The sequence below is a fragment of the Streptomyces sp. NPDC048600 genome (genome assembly GCF_055587025.1).
In genome coordinates, this window is the sequence record NZ_JBVJGZ010000032.1 from 17,341 (window position 1) to 37,835 (window position 20,495).

Below are 20,495 nucleotides of genomic sequence, written 5' to 3' on the forward strand. Positions count from 1 at the left end.
GGGAGGCGCGCAGCATCAACACTCGACCGAGCAACTCCGACAGTCTGCCATACGGGGCACGTCGGGCGCCAATCGGGCCGGAGAGAATACCCCGAGAGTGACGCAGGTCAAACACAAGGTCGCCTCGGGACGGCTCGGCCCCGTCACCGCGAACACCCTTGACGCCGCTGGGCCGTGACGCCCGAAGGCTCTCTCTGTACACGCGACCGCGGCGACTGTTGGATCACTCCATGGGAAGATCCACCGCCTGGACCCGCCGCTGCGCCACGGCCGCCCTGGTCTCCGGCGCCGTCGCCGCCCTGCTGCCCCTGCTGCGGTACGGCGCCCCGGTCCCCCGCTGGGACGTGATCGTCGCGCTCGCCGCGGCCCTGCTGTGCGGACTGGGGTGGGTGCTGGCCACCGTACGCGCGCCGATGACCGGCCCGCCGCCGAACGGGCAGGACGCCTGCCCCGTGCCCGGGGTGATCCCCCGCAGGCGCCTCGCCCTGTTCGGCCCCGGTCTGGCGGTGGCTCTCGCCCTTTACGCCCTGCTCAGCGCACAGTTGCTCGCCTGGCAGCCGGACGGCGGGCAGTCCCGGACGCTCGCCGCGATCCAGGACGCCGGGGCGCGGGTGTCGCGGGCGACGATCGCCGAGGTCGGCAGCGAGGAGGCCACCGGCGTCAAGCCGGTGAAGAACGGACCCTCGTACTGGTACGCGTCCTTCACCGCAAGGCTGACGGACGGCACCCTGCTGCGTGTGGACCGGGGCATCGTGCTGTCCGCGCCGTACCCCGGTGACCAGGTGGACATCCTGCATGCCCCCGGCCGGCCCCGGCTGGGCGGCTGGGTGGACGACAGCTCCGACGTCCACGCGTACCAGCGGATCTGGGGTCCCCCGCTCGCCGTCGGGCCCGGCTTCCTGATGGCCGCCCTCGGCGGCGGCGCCCTGCTGTGGGTGGCCCGCCTCGTCCTGTCGCAGCGTGGGGCGCGACGGCTGCTGCGGGAGGACGCGGCGTCGGGCCGGGTGCACGCGGTCCTGGTGAACGGGCTGACGGCGGTGCGAGCCGAGCACACCACGGTCGGCTCCCGCGCGGGGACCACCAGGACCGGCACGACCCTGTCCCTGGAGGCCGACACCACGAACGGCACCCTGCGGCTGTTCGTGGCGGGCGACGACATCGCGCCCCTGGCGAGGGAGTTCGGCGACGGCGGCGGCCGGCTGGTCTTCGCCCGCCGCTGGGAGATGACGGACCAGAAAAGGCCGGTGCCGGGCGTCCACATCGCCCCGGACGGCCGGATGTTCCGCTTCGAGGCCCTTCGGGCGGACGTCCGCGCCCTGACCGCCGGCGGCGTCGTCGCCTTCGCCGACACCGACCCGTCGGTCGCGGCGCTCGACTGGGAAGGCGCCTGCCGGGCGACACCCACGGCCCGTCTGCTGACCGTCGCCGCCTGCGGGGCCGCCGCGGCGAGCGCGCTGCCGGTGCTGACGGGCACGGCCTCGCACCTGACGGGTTACCTCCCGGTCGCGGCGACCGTGGCGGCGGGTGCTCTCGTTCCGTTCCTCGGCCGTTCCTCGGCGGACGGGACCGACCCGGTCTGGGAACGCCGTACGTCCACGGACCCCCGGGTGAGGAGCGTTCAGGCCCGCTGACGCAGCCGTGTGAAGGACGCGTCCAGCCCCCGCTTCATCGCCCGGGACACCGGCCGCTCCACGAACCGGTGCACCAGCCAGGCCAGCGCCAGGAAACCGGCGGTGAGCGTGAGCAGCAGCAGCCGGGCGTCCATGGTGTCGCGCAGGCGGTCGATGAGCGTCGTGCCGACGACGTAGTGCAGCAGGTACAGCGGGTACGTCAGGGACCCGGCCGTCGCGAGCCACCGCCACTGGAAGCGGTCCGCCCGGCCCAGGGCGATGGCGACCATGGTCAGCAGGAAGACGGTGTAGACGAGCACCGCGCCGCGCCAGCTGGAGACGCCCTCGTAGGCGACGCGCTCGGCGATCTCGTGCTGGGCCATCAGCCAGCTCATGCCGAGGATGCCCCACAGCAGCAGGTCCTGGCCGAAGCGGTACATCAGGTACAGGGCGAGGCCGGCGATGAAGTACCAGGCCCCGTCGGGCTGGGCGACGAGCGTCATCAGCGGGAGTTTCGCGATGGGCGCCAGCATCGCGGCGGCGCCCCACACGCAGCAGAAGGCGACGACCCTGCGGTAGGTGAGGCCCATGGCGACGACGACCAGGAACAGCAGGTAGAAGCGCAGCTCCGACCAGAGCGTCCAGTAGACGGCGTCGACGTGCGGGACCCCTGAGCCGGTCTGGAGCATGGTGAGGTTCATCAGCACGTCACGCGCGGCGAGCCGGTCCCAGACGCCGGGGAGGGCGACGAGCACCCCCGTGGTGAACAGCACGGCGAACCAGTACGCCGGGTAGAGGCGGATCACGCGCGAGACGAAGAACTGCCGGGGTGTGCGGCCCCAGCAGGACATGCAGATCACGAAGCCGCTGATCACGAAGAAGATCTCGACGCCGATCCAGCCGTAGGAGGCCACCCGGAACACCGTCGGCATGATGTCCTGCACCGGCCGGTCCCAGAACGCGTTGCCCGGCCGGTTCGCCCGGTCGGTGCCGGCGAAGTGGTGCATCACCACCAGCAGGGCGGCGGCGAGCCGGATGCCGTCGACGAGGTAGAGCCGGGGGCGTCTGCGGGGCGCGGCCGGGGCCTCGGGGGTGCGGGTTCTCGGGGTCCGCGCGGGCCGCTCGGCGACGGCGACACCGCTCGTGGCTATCGACGGTCTGGGCACACCCGGCACGCTACGGGGGCCGTTTCCGCCCTTTGCGGACACAAGCTGCCATTTCGCCCAGGCATGGGCCCGATGTTGCCCCACCTCTCGCCCAGGGGCCCCACAGCGTTCCCCAAGACTTCACCGGCCCCTCTTGCAACCCCTGGCACCGGCACCGGCACCGGCACCGGCACCGGCGCCGACCCGACACCGGGCCGCGGGAACGGCGAAGGGGCCCGCGCGACCGAAGTCGTGCGGGCCCCTTCTGGAGCTCGATGGAGCTACCGGGTCCCAAGGACCCTCAAGCAAGTCGGGGACTTACTTCAGGATCTTGGTGACCTGGCCGGCGCCGACGGTCCGGCCACCCTCACGGATGGCGAACTTCAGGCCCTCCTCCATGGCGATGGGCTGGATCAGCTCAACGCGCATGTCGGTGTTGTCGCCCGGCATGACCATCTCGGTGCCCTCGGGGAGGTGCACGACGCCGGTCACGTCCGTGGTACGGAAGTAGAACTGCGGGCGGTAGTTGTTGAAGAACGGCGTGTGACGGCCACCCTCGTCCTTGGACAGGATGTACGCCGCGGCCTCGAACTCCGTGTGCGGGGTGACCGAGCCGGGCTTGATGATGACCTGGCCGCGCTCGACGTCCTCGCGCTTGATGCCGCGGAGCAGCAGACCGACGTTCTCACCGGCCTGACCCTCGTCGAGCAGCTTGCGGAACATCTCGATGCCGGTGACCGTGGTGGTGGTCTTCTCGGTCTTGATGCCGATGATGTCGACGGTCTCGTTGACCTTGAGGACACCACGCTCGATACGACCGGTGACGACGGTGCCACGACCGGTGATCGTGAAGACGTCCTCGATCGGCATCAGGAACGCCTTGTCGACGTCGCGCTCGGGCTGCGGGATCGACTCGTCGACGGCCTTCATCAGGTCGAGGACGGTCTGGACGTACTCCGGGTCACCCTCGAGGGCCTTGAGCGCGGAGACCTTGACGACCGGCAGGTCGTCGCCCGGGAACTCGTACTCGGAGAGCAGCTCACGGACCTCGAGCTCGACGAGCTCCAGGATCTCCTCGTCGTCCACCATGTCGGCCTTGTTCAGGGCGACGACGATGTACGGAACGCCGACCTGGCGGGCCAGGAGCACGTGCTCCTTGGTCTGCGGCATCGGGCCGTCGGTGGCGGCGACCACGAGGATCGCGCCGTCCATCTGCGCGGCACCGGTGATCATGTTCTTGATGTAGTCCGCGTGACCCGGGCAGTCGACGTGCGCGTAGTGACGGGTCTCCGTCTGGTACTCGACGTGCGCGATCGAGATGGTGATACCGCGCTGGCGCTCCTCAGGAGCCTTGTCGATGTTGTCGAACGCGGTGGCCTCGTTCAGGTCCGGGTACGCGTCGTGCAGCACCTTGGTAATGGCGGCCGTGAGGGTCGTCTTACCGTGGTCGATGTGACCGATGGTGCCGATGTTGACGTGCGGCTTAGTCCGCTCGAACTTCGCCTTCGCCACTGGGGTCCTCCTGTGGAGTGGTTCTGTACGCCTTACTTCGACGGCGCCAGGTGATCTTTGCTGTTAAGTCCCGGGCCCCGGGGCAAACATCCATGTTCACGGTTGTTTGCCCCGAGAGGCTCCGGAGTCAAGCCTAAAGCGTGGGAACGCGGAGCGTTACTCGCCCTTGGCCTTCGCGATGATCTCCTCGGCGACGTTCCGCGGAACCTCGGCGTAGGAGTCGAACTGCATGGAGTAGCTGGCGCGGCCGGACGTCTTGCTGCGCAGGTCGCCGACGTAACCGAACATCTCCGAGAGGGGCACGAGGCCCTTCACGACGCGGGCACCGGCCCGCTCCTCCATGGCCTGGATCTGACCACGGCGGGAGTTGATGTCGCCGATGACCTCACCCATGTAGTCCTCGGGCGTGGTGACCTCGACGGCCATCATCGGCTCGAGAAGCACGGGCGAAGCCTTGCGCGCGGCCTCCTTGAAGGCCTGCGAGCCGGCGATCTTGAAGGCGAGCTCGGAGGAGTCGACCTCGTGGTAGCCACCGTCGATCAGCGTGACGCGCACGCCGGTCATCTCGTAGCCCGCGAGGATGCCGAACTGCATGGCCTCCTGAGCACCGGCGTCCACCGAAGGGATGTACTCCTTCGGGATACGGCCACCGGTCACCTTGTTCACGAACTCGTACGAGGCGTCGCCGCCCTCGATGGGCTCGATCGCGATCTGCACCTTGGCGAACTGGCCGGTACCACCAGTCTGCTTCTTGTGCGTGTAGTCGACGCGCTCGACGGCCTTGCGGATCGTCTCGCGGTACGCGACCTGCGGCTTGCCGACGTTGGCCTCGACCTTGAACTCACGGCGCATACGGTCGACCAGCACCTCGAGGTGCAGCTCGCCCATGCCGCCGATGATGGTCTGGCCGGTCTCCTCGTCGGAGTGGACCTGGAAGGACGGGTCCTCCTCGGCCAGACGCTGGATCGCGACGCCGAGCTTCTCCTGGTCGCCCTTCGACTTGGGCTCGATGGCGACCTGGATGACCGGCGCCGGGAAGTCCATGGACTCCAGGATGACCGGGGCCTTGTCGTCGCACAGCGTCTCACCGGTCGTGGTCTGCTTCAGACCCATGACGGCGATGATGTCGCCGGCGCCCACCGACTCGATCTCCTCACGCTTGTTCGCGTGCATGCGGTAGATCTTGCCGATGCGCTCCTTCTTGCCCTTGACGGAGTTCAGCACGGCGGTGCCGGACTCCAGGCGGCCCGAGTAGACCCGGACGAAGGTGAGCTTGCCGAGGTGCGGGTCGCTCATGATCTTGAACGCCAGCGCCGACAGCGGCTCGTCGTCGGACGGCTTGCGCTTGACGACCGTCTCCGGATCCTTCACGTCGTGGCCCTCGATGGCCTCGACGTCCAGGGGGGAGGGGAGGTAGCGCACGACCGCGTCGAGCAGGGGCTGAACGCCCTTGTTCTTGAACGCGGTACCGCAGAACACCGGGGTGACCGTGGTGTCCTTGGACTTGCCGGAGGCGATGGTGATGCGACGGATCGCGGCGTACAGCTGCTCCACGGAAGGCTCGGCGCCCTCCAGGTACAGCTCCATGATCTCTTCGTCGTTCTCGGCCACGGCCTCGAGCAGCTTGCCGCGGTACTCCTCGGCAGCCTCGGTGTGGGTGTCCGGGATGTCGACGATGTCGTACATCTCGCCCTTGGTGGCCTCGGCGGACCACACGAAGGCCTTCATGGTGACGAGGTCGACGACACCCTTGAAGTCGGCCTCGGCGCCGATCGGCAGCTGCATCACGATCGGCTGAGCGCCCAGGCGGTCAGAGATCATGTCGACGCAGCGGTGGAACTCGGCACCGGTGCGGTCGAGCTTGTTGACGAAGCAGATACGCGGAACGCCGTAGCGGTCCGCCTGACGCCACACGGTCTCGGACTGCGGCTCGACACCGGCGACGCCGTCGAACACCGTCACGGCACCGTCGAGCACGCGCAGGGAGCGCTCCACCTCGACGGTGAAGTCGACGTGACCCGGGGTGTCGATGATGTTGATGGTGTGGTCGACGTCCTCGAGCGGCCAGTGACAGGTGGTGGCAGCAGAGGTGATCGTGATGCCACGCTCCTGCTCCTGCTCCATCCAGTCCATGGTGGCGGCGCCGTCGTGGACCTCACCGATCTTGTACGAAACGCCGGTGTAGAACAGGATCCGCTCGGTGGTGGTCGTCTTGCCCGCGTCGATGTGGGCCATGATGCCGATGTTGCGCACCTTGGCCAGGTCAAGCGAAGTGGTAGCCATAAGGCTTCAGTCTTCTCTCGGTCTCGATGTGGACTGCGACTACCAGCGGTAGTGCGCGAAGGCCTTGTTGGACTCGGCCATCTTGTGCGTGTCCTCGCGCTTCTTGACGGCCGCACCGAGGCCGTTCGAAGCGTCGAGAAGCTCGTTGAGCAGACGCTCGGTCATGGTCTTCTCGCGACGGGCGCGGGAGTAACCGACGAGCCAGCGCAGCGCGAGCGTGTTGGCACGACCGGGCTTGACCTCGATCGGAACCTGGTACGTCGCACCACCGACACGGCGGGACTTGACCTCGAGGGTCGGCTTGATGTTCTCCAGCGCGCGCTTCAGCGTGATGATCGGGTCGTTGCCCGTCTTCTCACGCAGACCCTCCATGGCGCCGTAGACGATGCGCTCGGCGGTGGAGCGCTTGCCGTTCAGCAGCACCTTGTTGATGAGGGAGGTCACCAGAGGAGAGCCGTAGACCGGGTCGATGATGACCGGGCGCTTCGGGGCGGGGCCCTTACGAGGCATTCTTACTTCTCCTTCTTGGCGCCGTAGCGGCTGCGGGCCTGCTTGCGGTTCTTGACACCCTGGGTGTCGAGCGAGCCTCGGATGATCTTGTAGCGAACACCCGGCAGGTCCTTCACACGGCCGCCGCGCACGAGCACGATGGAGTGCTCCTGCAGGTTGTGTCCCTCACCCGGAATGTAAGCGGTGACCTCGATCCCGCTGGTCAGACGCACACGCGCGACCTTACGCAGGGCCGAGTTCGGCTTCTTCGGGGTGGTCGTGAACACACGCGTGCAGACGCCACGACGCTGAGGGGAACCCTCGAGTGCGGGCGTCTTGTTCTTCTCGACCTTGTCCTGCCGGCCCTTACGGACCAGCTGCTGGATCGTAGGCACTACTTCTCCGGTTTCTGTGTGCCGAATGGTGAAGCTAACCTGGAACGTCGCCGACCCACGCGGTCGGGTGTGTCGAATCCGGCGGACTTTCGCCGTGAGGCGAAAAGAGCACAGATTGCGGTGGCCGCTCACAGCTCGCTATGCGGTTGAAGGCACGCACGAGAGCCAGGGCACACCCCAGGCACAAGGACTGAGCGTACCTACCTCATTCGCTGCGGTCAAAACAAATGGAACCGGGCCCGACCTGCCCGACTTGCGGTTTTCACCCCCGCCCTGCCGGACAGGCCGTCAACGACCTTCCAGGGTGGCACACTTCGGGCATATCGCCCAATTCTCCAGGCTCGCGCTCCCCGACCGACCGCGTTCCGCCCGACCGGGCATGGACATGCCCACGCTGCGGCGTGCCTCCTGGCGGCGACGCTCCGCGCCGGGGGGCTTGATGCCGCAGGCTGAGTGCCGCGGGCTTCCCGTGGCCGGATCCTGTTGCCCAGGGCTCTGTCGGCCGACCAGCCGGTGCCCCGCGCGAGCCGTCGCCGCACAGGCCTCCTCGCGGAAGGCCGGACCGAGGTCACCGCGGCCGCGGGCCGCGCAGCCGGGACCGCACTCGTCACACCAGGGCGACCGCCAGCACGATCAGCGTCAGCAGCACCAGCGCCCACGCGCCCAGGGCCATCCACCCCAGGATCAGTCCGGCCAACGCGAGTCCGTCACCGCTCTCACCGGTCCGGCGGATCTCGCCGCGCGAGGCATGCCCGAGAACGACCGCCGGGACCCCGGTCAGCCCGCCGGTGAAGAACACCAGCCCCCCGCAGACCGCCGCCGCCACCGCCTTCTCGTTGGTCCTCGGCCGGGCCACCGGGACGAATGCCGCGGGCACGGCCGACCGCTGCGGCACCGGCCCCTGGGGCAGGTCGGCGACGAGGAGGGCCAGCTCGCCCTGGGTGCGGGCGGTGTAGGCCCGTTCGACGCGCTGCTCGAACTCGCCGCGCTCCAGCCGGCCCTCGGCGAAGCCCGCCCGCAGGACATCGACCGCGCGCTCGCGGTCGGCGGTGGAGGCGAGCAGGGAGGAAGGGGGCTGGCCGCCCCACGGCTGCCATGCGGGATACGACACCGAAGAGCACCTCCCCAGACTGTGCGCTCTCCATCATGCCGCCCGCACGCGCGGACCGTCACCGGGGCGAGCCGGGAAGACCCTCGGCTCCGGGGAGGACCTCAGCTCCGGGGGTCGGCAGACCCTCGGGGTCGTCGGGATGCACGGGGTGTACAGCCGCCCGGCGCGCCCGGTGTTTCGTGCCGCGAGCCGCCCGCTCGGCCGCGAAGACGTCCTCCAGCCGGAACAGCTGGGCCCGTCCGGCCTTGGCCACCGGGACGAGGCGGCCCAGCTGGACCCACTTACGGATGGTGGCCGGTGCGACACCGGCCTCCCTGGCCGCGAGCGGGCCGGGGATCAGGGCCGGCAGATCCGCCGCGCCGCTCACCGGGCGTCCTCCGGTTCCGTGGCCCTACGCCGCCACTCCCCCTCGTCCCATGTGTGCCGGTAGGACGGGTCGTCCTGGCAGCCGCAGAGGTCGTCCGCACAACGGCACCCGGGGTTGATGCATAAGACGGCGCCGCGGTCGGGGAACGCGCGCAGTGAGACGGAGTCGCAGCAGGGGCAGCGCCCCGACACCCGGACGACGGTCTCGGTGTCGCCGAGCGCCCGTGCGCAGCGCCGGGCCATGCGGCGCGTCTCGTCCCTTACATGAGCACCCAGTACGGGGTCGGCGTCCATGGCGTCGAGCAGTGCGGCGATCCGCAGCAGCCGCTCGGGCACCTGAGCCCGGCGGGCACGCGGCAGGCCGAGCCGGTCACGGACGGCCCCCTCCAGCTCCACCACCCCGTCGGTGATGTCACGCAGGGCGTCGGAGACGTTGAGGCGCAGGGGGGCGGCACTGTAACCGGGGACGACCTGGCCGTGCCGCTGTTCGAGGAGCAGGGCCTCGGCGCGTTCCTCGCGGAGTCGCCGGGCGAGGTCGGCGGGTGGGGGCGGCGGGACGCGCGGGCGGTCCGGTGAGGTGCGGCCCGGCACGAGCTCGGCGGACAGCTCCGGGAACTGCTGGAGAAGCAGGCTGATCCAGACGGCGGCCTGGGCGCCGGGGCGGGCATCGGGCTCGCCACGGGCCCCGGACTCGCCAAGGGCGTCGGCCCGGCCGGGCAGTCTGCCGGTGTAGGGCGACGCGGCTTCCGGCGACGAACCGGCGACGGACATGGGACCTCCCAGGTGGAGCGGATGTCGATCAGGCTTCCCCAGCTTCACAGATTGCGCGCTCGCACGCAATAAGTCTTGGGAGATCCCTTCGGCACCCTCGGTCGAGCCCGCCCCGCCAAACCCCCCACCTGCACCGCTTTTTCACAGCACCTGCAGACGACAGGTAATACCGCGCGCGCAAGCAAGCTAAACTCAGGCCCTCCGAAAGGGGACGAGGAGCACATGAGCAGTCAGAATCTGGACAGGTTCGCCACCTGGATCGAAGACCTGATGCGCGGCCGCGGATACGACATCGACAGCCCGCGCGGAGGAGGCAAGTCGCGGATCGCGGACGAGGCCGGGGTGCATCGCGCCGCCGTCACCCGGCTGCTGCAACGGCAGAGCATGCCCGACCTGGAGACCACGCGCAGACTGGCCAGGGCGCTCGACGTACCCGTGCGCGAGATGCTCATCCGTTCGGGGCGGCTGACCGCGCAAGAGCTGTCCGACCCGGACGACTACGTGAGCACGCCCGCGCCCGGCGCCGCGTACGACCGTCGCCCCACACCGGAGGAGGTCGCCGAGCTGCTGGGCGTACCGGCCGACCGGCGCGAGATGTTCGTCAGGATCGTGCAGCAGTTCCTGCCCGACGGTACGGAGACGGCGACGGGGAGAGGCGCATCCGCCGGCACCGACTGACCCACCCGTCCTCCGCACCTCACCCCTCCATGCCCCGCCGCATCCCCGATGTGGCGGGGCATGTGACGTTCCGGGGCCGAGGAGTGTCACAAAACGCGGTCGTACGAAGTCAGGTATTCACAGCCGGACGGCACCCGCGCTTCTGGGGGATCCCTGCGCGCCCACCGCCGGACCGCGAGGGGCGAAGATAGTTGCGCTCGCGCTCGCAACATGTCACAGTTGGTGCAGCGGCGGAGCTGTGCCCACGACCGGCAAGCGGCCCGCCGTTTCGTATGTGCGTCTCGTATCCGCGATGCGTATGTGCGTTCCACATCCGCCCGTCTTCACCGGCTTGTTCCGCCGGCCTGACAGAAGGGAGGCCACTCGTGGCCGATCCGGCGGTCACCTTCGCCGACGTCGAGCAACTCGTCGTCGACTTCCTGACCAACCGCACCGAACTCGCCACCGCCACCGTGGACAACGTTCCGCCGAGCGGATTCACCGGCGCCCAGCCGGTCGTCCTGGTCTCCCGCGCCGGCGGGGCCTGGACCGACGACCAGCACCTGGACCAGCCGCTGGTCGACTTCGAGGTCTACGGCCCCGACAAGACCGCGGCGCACACGCTGGCCCTGAAGGTCCGCTCCGCACTGCTCGCCCTGCGCGGGACGACGTACGACACCACCTACGTGGCCGACGTCGTCGAGGCCGACGGCCCGCGCTGGCTGCCCGACTGGAACCGTGCGGCGGCGAACCGCTACTACTCCACGGTCCGGCTGGCCCTCCAGCCCGTCTGAGCGCGCCACCCGGCCCCGCTCACCCCGATCAGGCCCTGCCCGGCCGCCACCGCACCGGCAGGGCCTTCGTCATGTCCGGATCCGGACATGGCACCGCACACCTTCGATTCAGATTCGATTCAGAGGAGTCACCCATGGCAGGCAACAGCGTCAAGGAGATCCGGGTCGCCGGCAGCGGTCGCATCCTGGTCGCCCCGGCCGAGACGGCCGCCCCCGCCGACACCACCGTCGCCTGGAGCGCCGCGTGGAAGGATCTCGGCTACACCTCCACCGACGGCATCAAGCTGTCGAAGAAGGACAAGCTGGACCCCGTCGACACCTGGCAGTCGCTCTCCCCGGCCCGGTTCATCTACTCGGACCGCGACCTGACGGTCAAGTTCCAGATGATGCAGCTCAACGAGGACACCCTGCCCTTCTTCATGGGTGGCGGCACCATCACCGAGACCGTCGCCAACTCCGGCGTCTACAAGTACGACGTGGCGACCTCCCCGAAGATCAACGAGAAGGCGCTGGGCATCGAGTTCACCGACGGAACCGCCGTCACCTACCGGTTCGTCATCCCGCGCGGCCACGTCACGGACTCCGAGGAGCTGTCGCTCACCCGCAACGCCTCCATCAAGCTCGGCGTCACCTTCAGCGCGCTGGCCGTCGACGACGCCACCCCGCTGGCCACCTTCCTGATGAAGGACGCGGCGTACGCCGCCGGCTGATCCTTCCCTCCCCCGGTGGGCGCTCCGACGCCGAGGCGACCACGGTCTCGGCGTCGGCGCGCCCGCGGCTGTCCCCCGGGCACCGGCGACAGCGCACCTTCTTCCTAGAATTCCGGAGTTGACACATGGCGGCATTCGACGTCACAGCGGCCCGCGCACAGCGCCAGGAGGCCCTCGGCCGCGCCTGGTCCTTCACCATCGACGGCGACACCTTCACGCTCCCCACCGAGCTGACCCGCGGGACCGCCCACGCGCTGCGCGCACTCGACGACGACGACGTGGACGGACTGCTGCGCGTACTGCTGGGCGAGGCGCAGTTCGAACGCTTCGACCGGCACGAGGTCACCCTTCAGGACATCGCCGCGATCCTGGAGGCGTACGGCAAGGAGACCGGGCTCGGCCTGGGGGAAGGCTGAGCCTCGGCGAGTTCGTCGACGAGCACGCCGAGGCCCTTGAAGCGGACCTGCTCCGCCACTACGGCGTGGACCTGCTCGACCGGCACCGCGGCCGGCTGTCCTCCCGCCGGCTCGCGGTGCTGGTCAGGCATCTGCCACGCGACAGCGCGACCCTGAGACAGACACACGGCGAGTCGCCCGAGTGGACGGTCACGGACTATCTGCTCGCCGCCGCCGTCGACCAACTCGCCGAGGCGAACTGGATGTTCGCGACCGTCAACCGGGACGAGGACGCGGAGCCGCTGCCCTACCCCGAGCCGGTACCGCGGCCGGGAGCCGAGCAGCCGCTCCCGCCACGGACCGGGTCCACCGCCGAGCCCAGCGGTCCCGGCCCGGCGGAACCCTCCGGTCCCAGCTCCACCGAACTGGTCCGGTTCTTCGACTGAAGTCCCGAGCGCCCAGGACCGATCCGACGTCGGCCCGAGATCCCCTCGCAGGAGTGATGCACCCATGACGCTCTACACCCCGCTCGGCGGACTGCCGTATCCGCAGCCCACCGACACCGCGAACCTCCCCCTCCACCTCCAGTCCCTCGCGGAGGGCATCGACGGCCGGACGGTCCTGCGCTACGCGACGGCCGCCGAACGGGACTCGGCGGTCACCACCCCGGTGGCCGGCATGGTCGCCTGGCTCTCCGCTCCCGGCACGCTCAGCTACTACACCGGTTCCGCGTGGATCGCGCTCGGGGCCTGGAACACGTACACGCCCGTCTGGGCCGCCGAGACCACGGCACCCGTGCTCGGCAACGGCACGCTGACCGGCAAGTACGCCGTGGTGGGCAAGGTCTGCCACTTCACCAACCTGGTGACGTTCGGTACGACGACGACCTACGGCAGCGGCTTCTACAGCTTCTCCCTGCCGCTCACGGCCGGGGCGCTCGGTGGCCCGATCCAGTTCCACGGCGTGGCGACCGTCGCCGGGGGCCGCGCCGCGCTCTCCGCCCAGCCGGGAAGCACCGGTGCCACGACGTACTCGCTGTGGGGCCCGACGTCGGCGACGTCCCCGTCCCTCAGCCAGATCGCTCACACAGGGGTGCTCGGCACGGCGTGGGCCAGCGGCGGTGCGATCCGGATCTGCGGGACGTACGAGGTGGCCTGAAACCGCCAGGACCTTCCCGGTCCTTGGCCTGTGCGTGAGGTAAGCTTCCTCAGTTATCGCACACATGTTCGATTACCGACGGGGCGATACGGAGGGATGCGGGTCGTGACGAGGGACGACGGCACGGTGTGGGGCAAGGCCGAGGACGCCGAGGACGCCGAGGACACCGAGGCTCCCCCGGAACTCCAGCAGGCCCTCGCCGCACGCTTCAAGGGCCGGCCCCTGCCCCCCGACCTGGTGATCACCACCAGGTCGGAGATCGAGAAGCGCGAGTTCACCGCGTACGCGCACGGCTGGCGGGACCGCGGCGAACACGACGAGCGCCGCAGGGCGGAGGCCAGGACGGAACCACGCCCGCAGGCCCGGCCCCGCCCCTCCGGCTCCGACACGCTCCCCCGCCCCCACCTCTCGGAATCACCGACGGCCCGCCCCCATCCGCACGACGATTCGCTCTGAGAACGGCTCGACCTCCCGCCCTTTTCAGCCAGGGAGATCGACGGCCAGAGCTGTGAAGCACAGAAGGAGAAGCGCACTGGACGTGCGACCTCGTCTGTAGATCCCCGACGAAAAAGAACAACACAAACCCCGCAATCACTGCGACAGGAATCGCAGGCCCGGCCATATCGCCCGAGTTCCCCGACGGAGACGCGGAAATGGCTGCTTCGAGTCGCTCGATGAGCACGCCGTGAGCACAGCCTGAACCGGGAATGCGCTGCCGCGAGCCCTTAGCTCTGGACCCGCAAGGACCACTTGGTCATCGGTCCCCACTTCAAGGTCGGCCCCTCCACAGCGAGCACGTCCTTCACATCCGGGACGGTGACGACATCGTCGAACCGGTGGCTGCGCCCCGCGAGCACACGGACGCACCGCCCCCGCTCGTCATAGACGCCCAGTCGTCCCCCGATATCGCCGAACTCCACGGCGATCCGCGTCCCAGGCGCCGGGCATTGGAAGAACCGCGAGGCTTTCCCCTTGGCCTCCACCGGCAGCGGCCTCACGGACATCGCAACGAACCGTACTTTCCAGCGCCCCTGCATCTTCCAACCGCGAATAATCCGCACTTCTTCACATTGTCCAGACTCCAGGAGAATGCGCGACTTGCGGCCGGAGAAATAGTTGTTCTGGTCGCCTCTGCCGGACATGTTCCGCCCCATCCATGTCACCAGCACGCTGCCGGGTCCAACCCTGTGCACGTGGCGCCGTGCGGTAAAAGCCCCGCGGGCCGGCGGGAGCGGAAACGGAGGCCTCTCAGGTCACGCACGGCGAAAGCAGAAACGCCCGCAACGGAACAGGAAAAACACCGGCCGTTCCCCGTCGGCATCAACCGAGGAGATCGACAGCCAGAACTGTGAAGCACAGAAGGATAAGCGTGCTGGACATGATGGTGAGAAGCAAAGCAACTCTGCCGTTCGTCATCTCGGCAGGCGTCAGGACGTTGCTCAGATCACGGGGGTCATAAACGACCTCGATGGTGCCGCCCGCGGAAGCAGGTGACCACTTGAACGGCCCGACGGTAGCGCGCTTGACCCCACCCTCGACCGAGAACTGGACCAGCAACTCAGTCCTGCCGTTCTCATTCCGCGAGTTCACACATCTCGCCCGCGTACGGATCCCACGCGACCGCAGCGCACGTCCTCGCCAGTAGGTCCCTGAAGAAAAAAACAGCACAAACCCCGCAATTAATGCGATCGGAATCGCAGGCCCGGCCACAACGCCCCCTCAGGCTACGGACAATCCAACCCCTTCTATCACTCCAATACAGTCGTGTCAAGGAGGTGCAACCATGTCCCAGCACTCGATCGACGAAGTGCACGCTCGGGTTATCGAGATCAAGAAGATACTGGAATCAGGAGGCGGAATAGCCTCGCGGGACTTCATCGAAAAGAAGCTCGGCAGCAAGCCCGCCGAAGCGCCCCCGAAGAAGGATGAGCCTTCACAGTGGGAGACCTGGGCAAAGTCCATCGGTTTCGGTCTGGATGAGATTGTCAAGGCGATCGAGGGGTTCAAAATCTCCAGCTTGGCCGCATGGTCCGGGCTGGGAGCAATCGTGGTCGGCTTCCTCGTCAGCAACTTCATCGACAAAGAGGCGTTCGTTACCTCCGTGCTGAGAAAGCGAGGATACGAACGGGACGATCAAGGAATCCCTCGGAAGAAGTCCGCGAACCCGGACGCGGCCGAGATCCCCATCACCACGATCGACGTGGACCGGGTCAGGAATCTCCAGAAGGCCTCCATCTCTCTGTCGAAATCTCTGATCGAACTCACCAAGGACGTTCGGACGGCCTCGCGTCAGATCGCCTGACCCTAGGAGTACTCGATGTCACTGGCACAAAGCGCGATCACCGCCTCCGGATCACTCGCGAAGTTTCGCAATTCCATCTCCCAAACGGTGTCCGCCGCGGGGAAACTGCGGTCTGCCGCCGCCACAGGAGGGACCTCACTGGACCGGTTCCGTGCGGGATCGGACCGGCTGAACACCTCGGCCGGGAAGCTCAAGACAACACTCGGCCAGACCAACTCCGGTCTCAACAAGGTCAGGTCGGGGGCTCGGGACGCGGGCGACAAGTTCGGGACGGCTCGTACCAATTCCGACAAGCTCAAGTCCTCCCTCGACAGGCTCAAGTCCGCGGCCAAGGGTGCTCAGGGCGAGCTGAAGAACGTGAAGAAGCAGGCCGACGCCGTCGAGAAGTCCGTCGGCAAGGCCGCGAAGAACGCCGACACCGGCGGGAAGTCGATGGGCAATCTGGGCAGGGGGCTCAAGGGCGCCTCGCTGGCGCAGCGGGGGCTGAACCTGGCGATGGCCGCCAACCCCTTCGGCCTGGTGATGGCCCTGGCCGCGCCGCTCATCGCCCAGTTCGTCAACATGGACAAGGTCACCGCCGTGCTCCGGCGGACCGTGTCGACCGCCATGCGGGTCATGGGCTCGGCGGTGAGCGGTATGGCGGGCAACGCCGGCCCCGTCCTCAGGGGCCTCGGCAACGCCATGCTCGCCCCGATGACCGGCCTCGCCGTGGCCGTGAACGGGCTGCTCGGCGCACTCGCCAACATCAAGATCAGCATCCCCGGCTGGGTGCCCAAGTTCGGCGGCCGCTCCTTCGGCTTCCCGAGCCTGCACGTCCCGGTCCCCCACCTCGCGGCCGGTGGCCTGGTCCAGGCCCGCTCCGGCGGTACCCTCGCGCTGATCGGCGAGGCGGGCGAGAGCGAGGCCGTCATCCCGCTGCCCAAGCTGGAGCGCATGCTCGGGCAGGGCGGCGGACTGCGCACCCTCACGGCCGCCGTGGAACGCCTCGCCGACCGCCCGGTCATCGTCCAGGTCGACTCCCAGCAGATCGCCCGCGCCGTGTTCCTCGGCGGACGCCAGCTCGCCCGGCGCTAGTGCTGCGACGGGTCCCAGCCGCGTCGCGCGCCTGGCCAGTCGCAGCTCGCCGCACGCCGGGCCGGTCGTAGCCCACCCGGTGCCGACGCCAGGCCAGTCCTGGCCGCATCCGCGCACGCCCACGCGCACACCCTCCGGCCGACGGTCACCCGTCGGCCTTCTTCATGCCTTCAGGAGTCCACATGGGAAACCTCTGGATCGGCCCGCCGGGCGCCATGACCGAGATCGACCAGGCCGCGAAGTCCTACGACCGCAGCGCCGACCTCGGAGTGAGCGAGTTCAAGTCACTCGGCGGCCGCGTCACCGTCACCCGCAACCAGGCCCCCGTCCGCCGCCTCAAGCTGTCCTGGGACCTGCTCGCCCCCGCCCACGCCCGCGCCCTGGACCGCCTCGCCCGCCGGGTAGGCGGCCCCGGACCGGTGTTCGTGGTCGATCCCGTCACCGACAACGTGCTCGGCGCCGGCCAGGCCGCGGGGCTCGGCGTGGCGGGCGCCACCGACATCACCGGGCTCGCCCAGTGGTTCCGTACGTCGGCCACGGGAACCCTCGCCGAGAGCGCGACCGTACCCGGCGCCTTCGTCTTCACCGCCGCCGACGCCACCAGCGCGCTCGCCTGGCGCTGCACCGCCACGAACAGCAACTTCCCCGTCTCGCCCGGCCTGAAGGTCTCCTTCCGCGCCCCTACCGCGCTCGCGGCGCTCGGCACGGTGACCGTCGGCATCGACTTCAAGAAGGCCGACGGCAGCTACCTCGGCACCTCCACAGCCGCGGGCCCCCTGGTCTCCGGGACCGTCCCGGCGCTCGCCGCCTACGCCACACCCACCGCCAAGCCCGGCACCACCGGCACCTACGCGCTCTCCGGCGCCTGCCTCACCTACGGCGGAACAACGGCGGCGGACGGTGTCCCCGGCGACGGGCTGCCCGCGATGGCCGTCACCGGCTACAGCGACACGCCGGGCCGCCCGCTGCCGTACCGCAGCCTCAGCCTCGATCTGGTGGAGGTGTCCGGTGCAGCGGGCTGACGCGGCCACGACCGAGGCACTCGCCGTCGGGGAACGCACCACCACCCACACCACGCGGCTGGCCGGCCAGGACGTCTCCCCGCAGGTGCAGTCCTGGTCGGTGGAGCGGTCGTACGCGACCGACCTGCCGCCCGCGATGCGCGCCTTCTCCGGCTCCTCCTCGGCGCAGCTGCAGCTCCAGCTGTCCGGGACGAACGGCGTGACCGCGCCCGAGCTGTACGCCCCGTGGGCGAACCGGACCACCGGCGACATCACCCGCCCGGGCCAAACCGTGGTGCAGCGCGGCGGAGTCGGACCGACGACCCTGCCCGCCTTCCGCGGCACTGTGCGCTCCCGCTCCGCCCAGGCGGGGACCGACACCGTGCATATCACCGCCCTCGACGGAGCCGAGCGGCTGCGCGGCCCCGCGCTGCTGCCCAAGCCGTACGCGGGGTTCCGCACGGGCAACCCGGTCGCCACCGCCACCTGGTGCGTGGACGAGCTGCTGCGCCAGGGCGGAGTGCTCACCTCGCCGCCCGCCCGCTACCCCGAGTTCGTCGCGGGCCAGCCTCTCACCCTCGTCCATGCGACGCTGCACGGCGGCTTCGCCACACCGTACGGCCAGCCGGAGGGCCTGCCGCACGACACCGCGTACACCTGGACTCGGGACGGCGCCCCGCACGAGATGGCGCTGCTGCCGCGCCCCGGGGTCACCGGCCTCACCGCGAGCTGGTTCCCGCGCTCGCGGATCACCGTGCCCGGGACACGCCTGTTCGCGGAGGCCTGGGTCAACCCGGCGATCGGGACCGGCGACCGGATGACCCTCGAACTGATCCTGGACCGCACCGGGAGCGCACGCGGCTCGATGCGCATGGAGGTCAACTTCGCCGCGGGCACCCTGGGCCTGTGGTCGACCACCCACGAAGGCTCCGGGTGGGGCTTCGTATGGAACTGGCCGGCGCTGCGCACGCTCAGGGGGCCCTGGCACATCGGAGCCCTGTTCGACGCCACGGGCAGCACCGGCAACTCCGTCTTCCCGACCGTGCAGCCCAGGCTGACCGGCCCGGACGGCACCCATCTCCTGGGCTCGGCCGCCACGTTCACCGACGCCTCCGCAATCCAGTACGCCGCCGAGCTGAGCGAGCTCAAGCTGATCACCGACATGGCCGTGGAGAACGTCCAGCTCACCAGCGGGCTGACCGCCATGCCCACGTCCTCGGGGTTCGCGCAGACCGGCACCTGGACCAAGGGTGCCGAGCTCGACGACGCGATCCTGCCGCTGCATTCGGTACCGCGGGTGTCGGGGTCGCAGTGGGAGGTCCTCGGTCAGATCGCCAAGGCGACGATGTCGACGGCCGAGTTCGACGAGCGGGGTGTCTTCCGCTGGCGGAACCACACCCGGTTCAACACCGTGCCCGCACAGGCCGACCTCGGCCTCACCTCGCTGCGGGACATCGCCTCGCTCACCCTCACCGAGGAGATCGACGCCTGCCGCAACTACGTCGTCCAGCCCGCCAAGGTCTGGGAGGACTTCGGCGTCAGCTCCGGCACCACCTACACCGACACCGAGGTGCGCACCGTCCCCGCCGACGGCACGCTGACGGTGTCGTACGTGATGGCGGAGGAGGAGTTCGACATCGGGCCGCCGGTCACGGACGACGACTCGGTCGTCACGTCGGGCTCACAGGTCCGCTTCGCGACCACGCCCGCCGGCACGACGGCGGTCAAGGGCGCCGTCGATGTGCTGACCCGCCGAGAGGACGGCTATCTGGTGGTGCGCTTCAGCAACCGCACCTCCCAGCCCCTCTACACGGCGAAGAAGGACGGCGCCCCGTCCGTGCAGCTGCTGACCTTCAAGCCGCAGGCCGACCCCGTGGAGCGCAAGGCCACGGCCTACGTCGCGGGGACCGCGAGCGAGCGGTACTACGGCCGCCAGGAGCACACCGGTGAGACCACCGACTGGATCCAGAACCTGGCCGCGGCCCAGGCCATCGCCACCTCGCTCTACGACGCGGGGGCCTACCCGGTGCCCGTCATCGGCGACGTGGAGGTGCTGTACGACCCGCGCGTCCAGCTCGGCGACGTCGTCCATCTGACCGACACCTCGGGCACGCGGCTGAACACACCCGCCTGGGTCGTCGGCATCAGCACGACGGCGACCGCCGACGCCGGGGTGCGCCAGACCCTCACCCTGCGGGGCACACAGCCCAACGGGACACCGGCCGACACAGGTCTCGCACCCGACGCCGCCGCCGATCCGGTGGCGGTGACCCTGTCCACGTACGCCGCGGTCACCGCCGCCTTCCCGACCCTGTCCGCGCTGACCGCGTCCGGGTTCACCTGGGGCCAGATCAAGGAGTCCGCGTATGTCTGAGACGGCACCGGAGCAGACACCGGGCCCACAGCCGGGACTGCCCGTCAGCGTGGTCGTGACCCTGCCCGGTCCGGTGGCCGTCGAGCCGGAGCCGCCCGTGGATCCGGAGGGGCCCGAGGAGGTCGCCGCCATGCCGTCCGTGGCGGCAACCGCGCCGACGGCCCCAGCCCCCGAGCCGCCGACCGACCCGACGCTCCCGCCGGAGGTGTGAGAGCACCGACGCCGCGGCTCAGCGGCGACCGGGTGCCCCGGTCCCGGGATCGCCGCGGCGGCCGGGCGCCCGGTCCGCGCTCTCGGGCCGGTCGGCGGGCGGTGAGCCCTGCTCACGCGACGAGGGCTGTCCCGTCT

At 69.5% G+C, this 20,495-nt stretch carries 22 protein-coding genes and 1 pseudogene; 13 read left to right on the forward strand and 10 right to left on the reverse strand.

What is annotated here, in order from left to right; all coding sequences use genetic code 11:
* The first annotated feature begins 230 nt into the window (after positions 1–230).
* Complete coding sequence (locus ACZ6SQ_RS32385) at positions 231–1,631, forward strand: hypothetical protein (RefSeq protein WP_469568425.1); 1,401 nt, start codon at positions 231–233, stop codon at positions 1,629–1,631.
* Here ACZ6SQ_RS32385 and ACZ6SQ_RS32390 read toward each other — a convergent pair.
* The 8 genes and pseudogenes from ACZ6SQ_RS32390 to ACZ6SQ_RS32425 all read right to left on the reverse strand — a co-directional run bounded on the left by ACZ6SQ_RS32390 (position 1,619) and on the right by ACZ6SQ_RS32425 (position 9,682).
* Positions 1,619–2,776: an acyltransferase family protein gene (locus ACZ6SQ_RS32390; protein ID WP_469568426.1), complete on the reverse strand. Its 1,158-nt coding sequence runs from the start codon at positions 2,774–2,776 to the stop codon at positions 1,619–1,621. The genes ACZ6SQ_RS32385 and ACZ6SQ_RS32390 overlap by 13 nt on opposite strands.
* Before the next feature lie 297 nt (positions 2,777–3,073).
* Positions 3,074–4,267, reverse strand: coding sequence for an elongation factor Tu (gene tuf, locus ACZ6SQ_RS32395; protein WP_469568429.1), 1,194 nt, complete (start codon positions 4,265–4,267; stop codon positions 3,074–3,076).
* A gap of 156 nt (positions 4,268–4,423) precedes the next feature.
* Positions 4,424–6,550 carry an elongation factor G gene (fusA, locus tag ACZ6SQ_RS32400; RefSeq protein WP_389336598.1) on the reverse strand — a complete coding sequence of 709 codons (2,127 nt, stop codon included), beginning with the start codon at positions 6,548–6,550 and terminating at the stop codon, positions 4,424–4,426.
* A gap of 39 nt (positions 6,551–6,589) precedes the next feature.
* Complete coding sequence (rpsG, locus tag ACZ6SQ_RS32405; protein ID WP_003992340.1) at positions 6,590–7,060, reverse strand: 30S ribosomal protein S7; 471 nt, start codon at positions 7,058–7,060, stop codon at positions 6,590–6,592.
* Positions 7,061–7,062: 2 nt separating this feature from the next.
* Positions 7,063–7,434, reverse strand: coding sequence for a 30S ribosomal protein S12 (gene rpsL, locus ACZ6SQ_RS32410; protein WP_003948652.1), 372 nt, complete (start codon positions 7,432–7,434; stop codon positions 7,063–7,065).
* Positions 7,435–8,041: 607 nt separating this feature from the next.
* Positions 8,042–8,545, reverse strand: a complete 504-nt coding sequence (locus ACZ6SQ_RS32415; RefSeq protein ID WP_469568431.1) for a DUF1707 and DUF4190 domain-containing protein — start codon at positions 8,543–8,545, stop codon at positions 8,042–8,044.
* Positions 8,546–8,729: 184 nt separating this feature from the next.
* Positions 8,730–8,912 (reverse strand): annotated as a pseudogene (locus ACZ6SQ_RS32420) (MerR family transcriptional regulator); the annotation flags it as partial.
* The gene (locus ACZ6SQ_RS32425; RefSeq protein WP_469568435.1) at positions 8,909–9,682 is read right to left on the reverse strand and encodes a hypothetical protein; all 774 of its coding nucleotides are present in this window, start codon (positions 9,680–9,682) and stop codon (positions 8,909–8,911) included. The gene ACZ6SQ_RS32425 and the pseudogene ACZ6SQ_RS32420, both read right to left, overlap by 4 nt.
* Before the next feature lie 222 nt (positions 9,683–9,904).
* On the opposite strand from ACZ6SQ_RS32425, the gene ACZ6SQ_RS32430 reads away from it, so the two are divergent.
* From ACZ6SQ_RS32430 to ACZ6SQ_RS32460, 7 genes are all read left to right on the forward strand, one after another.
* On the forward strand, positions 9,905–10,360 hold the full coding sequence (locus ACZ6SQ_RS32430; protein WP_469568437.1) for a helix-turn-helix domain-containing protein: 456 nt from the start codon (positions 9,905–9,907) through the stop codon (positions 10,358–10,360).
* A 365-nt stretch (positions 10,361–10,725) separates the two neighbouring features.
* The gene (locus ACZ6SQ_RS32435; RefSeq protein WP_469568439.1) at positions 10,726–11,133 is read left to right on the forward strand and encodes a hypothetical protein; all 408 of its coding nucleotides are present in this window, start codon (positions 10,726–10,728) and stop codon (positions 11,131–11,133) included.
* A gap of 134 nt (positions 11,134–11,267) precedes the next feature.
* Positions 11,268–11,843, forward strand: a complete 576-nt coding sequence (locus ACZ6SQ_RS32440; protein WP_469568442.1) for a phage tail tube protein — start codon at positions 11,268–11,270, stop codon at positions 11,841–11,843.
* A 125-nt stretch (positions 11,844–11,968) separates the two neighbouring features.
* Positions 11,969–12,259, forward strand: a complete 291-nt coding sequence (locus ACZ6SQ_RS32445; protein ID WP_469568444.1) for a hypothetical protein — start codon at positions 11,969–11,971, stop codon at positions 12,257–12,259.
* A gap of 65 nt (positions 12,260–12,324) precedes the next feature.
* On the forward strand, positions 12,325–12,684 hold the full coding sequence (locus tag ACZ6SQ_RS32450; RefSeq protein ID WP_469568446.1) for a hypothetical protein: 360 nt from the start codon (positions 12,325–12,327) through the stop codon (positions 12,682–12,684).
* Positions 12,685–12,748: 64 nt separating this feature from the next.
* On the forward strand, positions 12,749–13,396 hold the full coding sequence (locus ACZ6SQ_RS32455) for a hypothetical protein (RefSeq protein WP_469568448.1): 648 nt from the start codon (positions 12,749–12,751) through the stop codon (positions 13,394–13,396).
* A gap of 105 nt (positions 13,397–13,501) precedes the next feature.
* Positions 13,502–13,852, forward strand: coding sequence for a hypothetical protein (locus ACZ6SQ_RS32460; RefSeq protein ID WP_469568450.1), 351 nt, complete (start codon positions 13,502–13,504; stop codon positions 13,850–13,852).
* A gap of 269 nt (positions 13,853–14,121) precedes the next feature.
* Here the strand turns inward: ACZ6SQ_RS32460 and ACZ6SQ_RS32465 are convergent, their stop codons facing one another.
* Together ACZ6SQ_RS32465 and ACZ6SQ_RS32470 are read right to left on the reverse strand one after the other, a co-directional pair.
* Complete coding sequence (locus ACZ6SQ_RS32465; RefSeq protein ID WP_469568452.1) at positions 14,122–14,538, reverse strand: hypothetical protein; 417 nt, start codon at positions 14,536–14,538, stop codon at positions 14,122–14,124.
* 178 nt (positions 14,539–14,716) lie between these two features.
* Entirely contained in the window at positions 14,717–14,953 is a 237-nt protein-coding gene (locus ACZ6SQ_RS32470) for a hypothetical protein (RefSeq protein ID WP_469568454.1), read from the reverse strand.
* 226 nt (positions 14,954–15,179) lie between these two features.
* Here ACZ6SQ_RS32470 and ACZ6SQ_RS32475 point away from each other — a divergent pair, with 226 nt between their 5' ends.
* The 5 genes from ACZ6SQ_RS32475 to ACZ6SQ_RS32495 all read left to right on the forward strand — a co-directional run bounded on the left by ACZ6SQ_RS32475 (position 15,180) and on the right by ACZ6SQ_RS32495 (position 20,358).
* Entirely contained in the window at positions 15,180–15,698 is a 519-nt protein-coding gene (locus ACZ6SQ_RS32475) for a hypothetical protein (RefSeq protein ID WP_469568457.1), read from the forward strand.
* Positions 15,699–15,713: 15 nt separating this feature from the next.
* Positions 15,714–16,772, forward strand: coding sequence for a hypothetical protein (locus ACZ6SQ_RS32480; RefSeq protein ID WP_469568459.1), 1,059 nt, complete (start codon positions 15,714–15,716; stop codon positions 16,770–16,772).
* Positions 16,773–16,954: 182 nt separating this feature from the next.
* On the forward strand, positions 16,955–17,794 hold the full coding sequence (locus tag ACZ6SQ_RS32485; RefSeq protein ID WP_469568461.1) for a hypothetical protein: 840 nt from the start codon (positions 16,955–16,957) through the stop codon (positions 17,792–17,794).
* Entirely contained in the window at positions 17,781–20,147 is a 2,367-nt protein-coding gene (locus tag ACZ6SQ_RS32490; RefSeq protein ID WP_469568463.1) for a hypothetical protein, read from the forward strand. Before ACZ6SQ_RS32485 ends, ACZ6SQ_RS32490 begins: the two co-directional genes overlap by 14 nt.
* Positions 20,140–20,358, forward strand: coding sequence for a hypothetical protein (locus tag ACZ6SQ_RS32495; protein ID WP_469568465.1), 219 nt, complete (start codon positions 20,140–20,142; stop codon positions 20,356–20,358). Before ACZ6SQ_RS32490 ends, ACZ6SQ_RS32495 begins: the two co-directional genes overlap by 8 nt.
* The last annotated feature ends 137 nt before the right edge of the window (positions 20,359–20,495 follow it).

What these genes read in the sequence shown, in the direction of transcription:
- ACZ6SQ_RS32385 (WP_469568425.1), top strand. Translation starts at nt 231, where the DNA reads ATGGGAAGATCCACCGCCTGGACCCGCCGCTGCGCCACGGCCGCCCTG.
- fusA (WP_389336598.1), bottom strand. Translation starts at nt 6,550, where the DNA reads ATGGCTACCACTTCGCTTGACCTGGCCAAGGTGCGCAACATCGGCATC.
- rpsG (WP_003992340.1), bottom strand. Translation starts at nt 7,060, where the DNA reads ATGCCTCGTAAGGGCCCCGCCCCGAAGCGCCCGGTCATCATCGACCCG.
- ACZ6SQ_RS32425 (WP_469568435.1), bottom strand. Translation starts at nt 9,682, where the DNA reads ATGTCCGTCGCCGGTTCGTCGCCGGAAGCCGCGTCGCCCTACACCGGC.
- ACZ6SQ_RS32430 (WP_469568437.1), top strand. Translation starts at nt 9,905, where the DNA reads ATGAGCAGTCAGAATCTGGACAGGTTCGCCACCTGGATCGAAGACCTG.
- ACZ6SQ_RS32440 (WP_469568442.1), top strand. Translation starts at nt 11,268, where the DNA reads ATGGCAGGCAACAGCGTCAAGGAGATCCGGGTCGCCGGCAGCGGTCGC.
- ACZ6SQ_RS32445 (WP_469568444.1), top strand. Translation starts at nt 11,969, where the DNA reads ATGGCGGCATTCGACGTCACAGCGGCCCGCGCACAGCGCCAGGAGGCC.
- ACZ6SQ_RS32455 (WP_469568448.1), top strand. Translation starts at nt 12,749, where the DNA reads ATGACGCTCTACACCCCGCTCGGCGGACTGCCGTATCCGCAGCCCACC.
- ACZ6SQ_RS32465 (WP_469568452.1), bottom strand. Translation starts at nt 14,538, where the DNA reads ATGTCCGGCAGAGGCGACCAGAACAACTATTTCTCCGGCCGCAAGTCG.
- ACZ6SQ_RS32475 (WP_469568457.1), top strand. Translation starts at nt 15,180, where the DNA reads ATGTCCCAGCACTCGATCGACGAAGTGCACGCTCGGGTTATCGAGATC.
- ACZ6SQ_RS32480 (WP_469568459.1), top strand. Translation starts at nt 15,714, where the DNA reads ATGTCACTGGCACAAAGCGCGATCACCGCCTCCGGATCACTCGCGAAG.
- ACZ6SQ_RS32485 (WP_469568461.1), top strand. Translation starts at nt 16,955, where the DNA reads ATGGGAAACCTCTGGATCGGCCCGCCGGGCGCCATGACCGAGATCGAC.
- ACZ6SQ_RS32495 (WP_469568465.1), top strand. Translation starts at nt 20,140, where the DNA reads ATGTCTGAGACGGCACCGGAGCAGACACCGGGCCCACAGCCGGGACTG.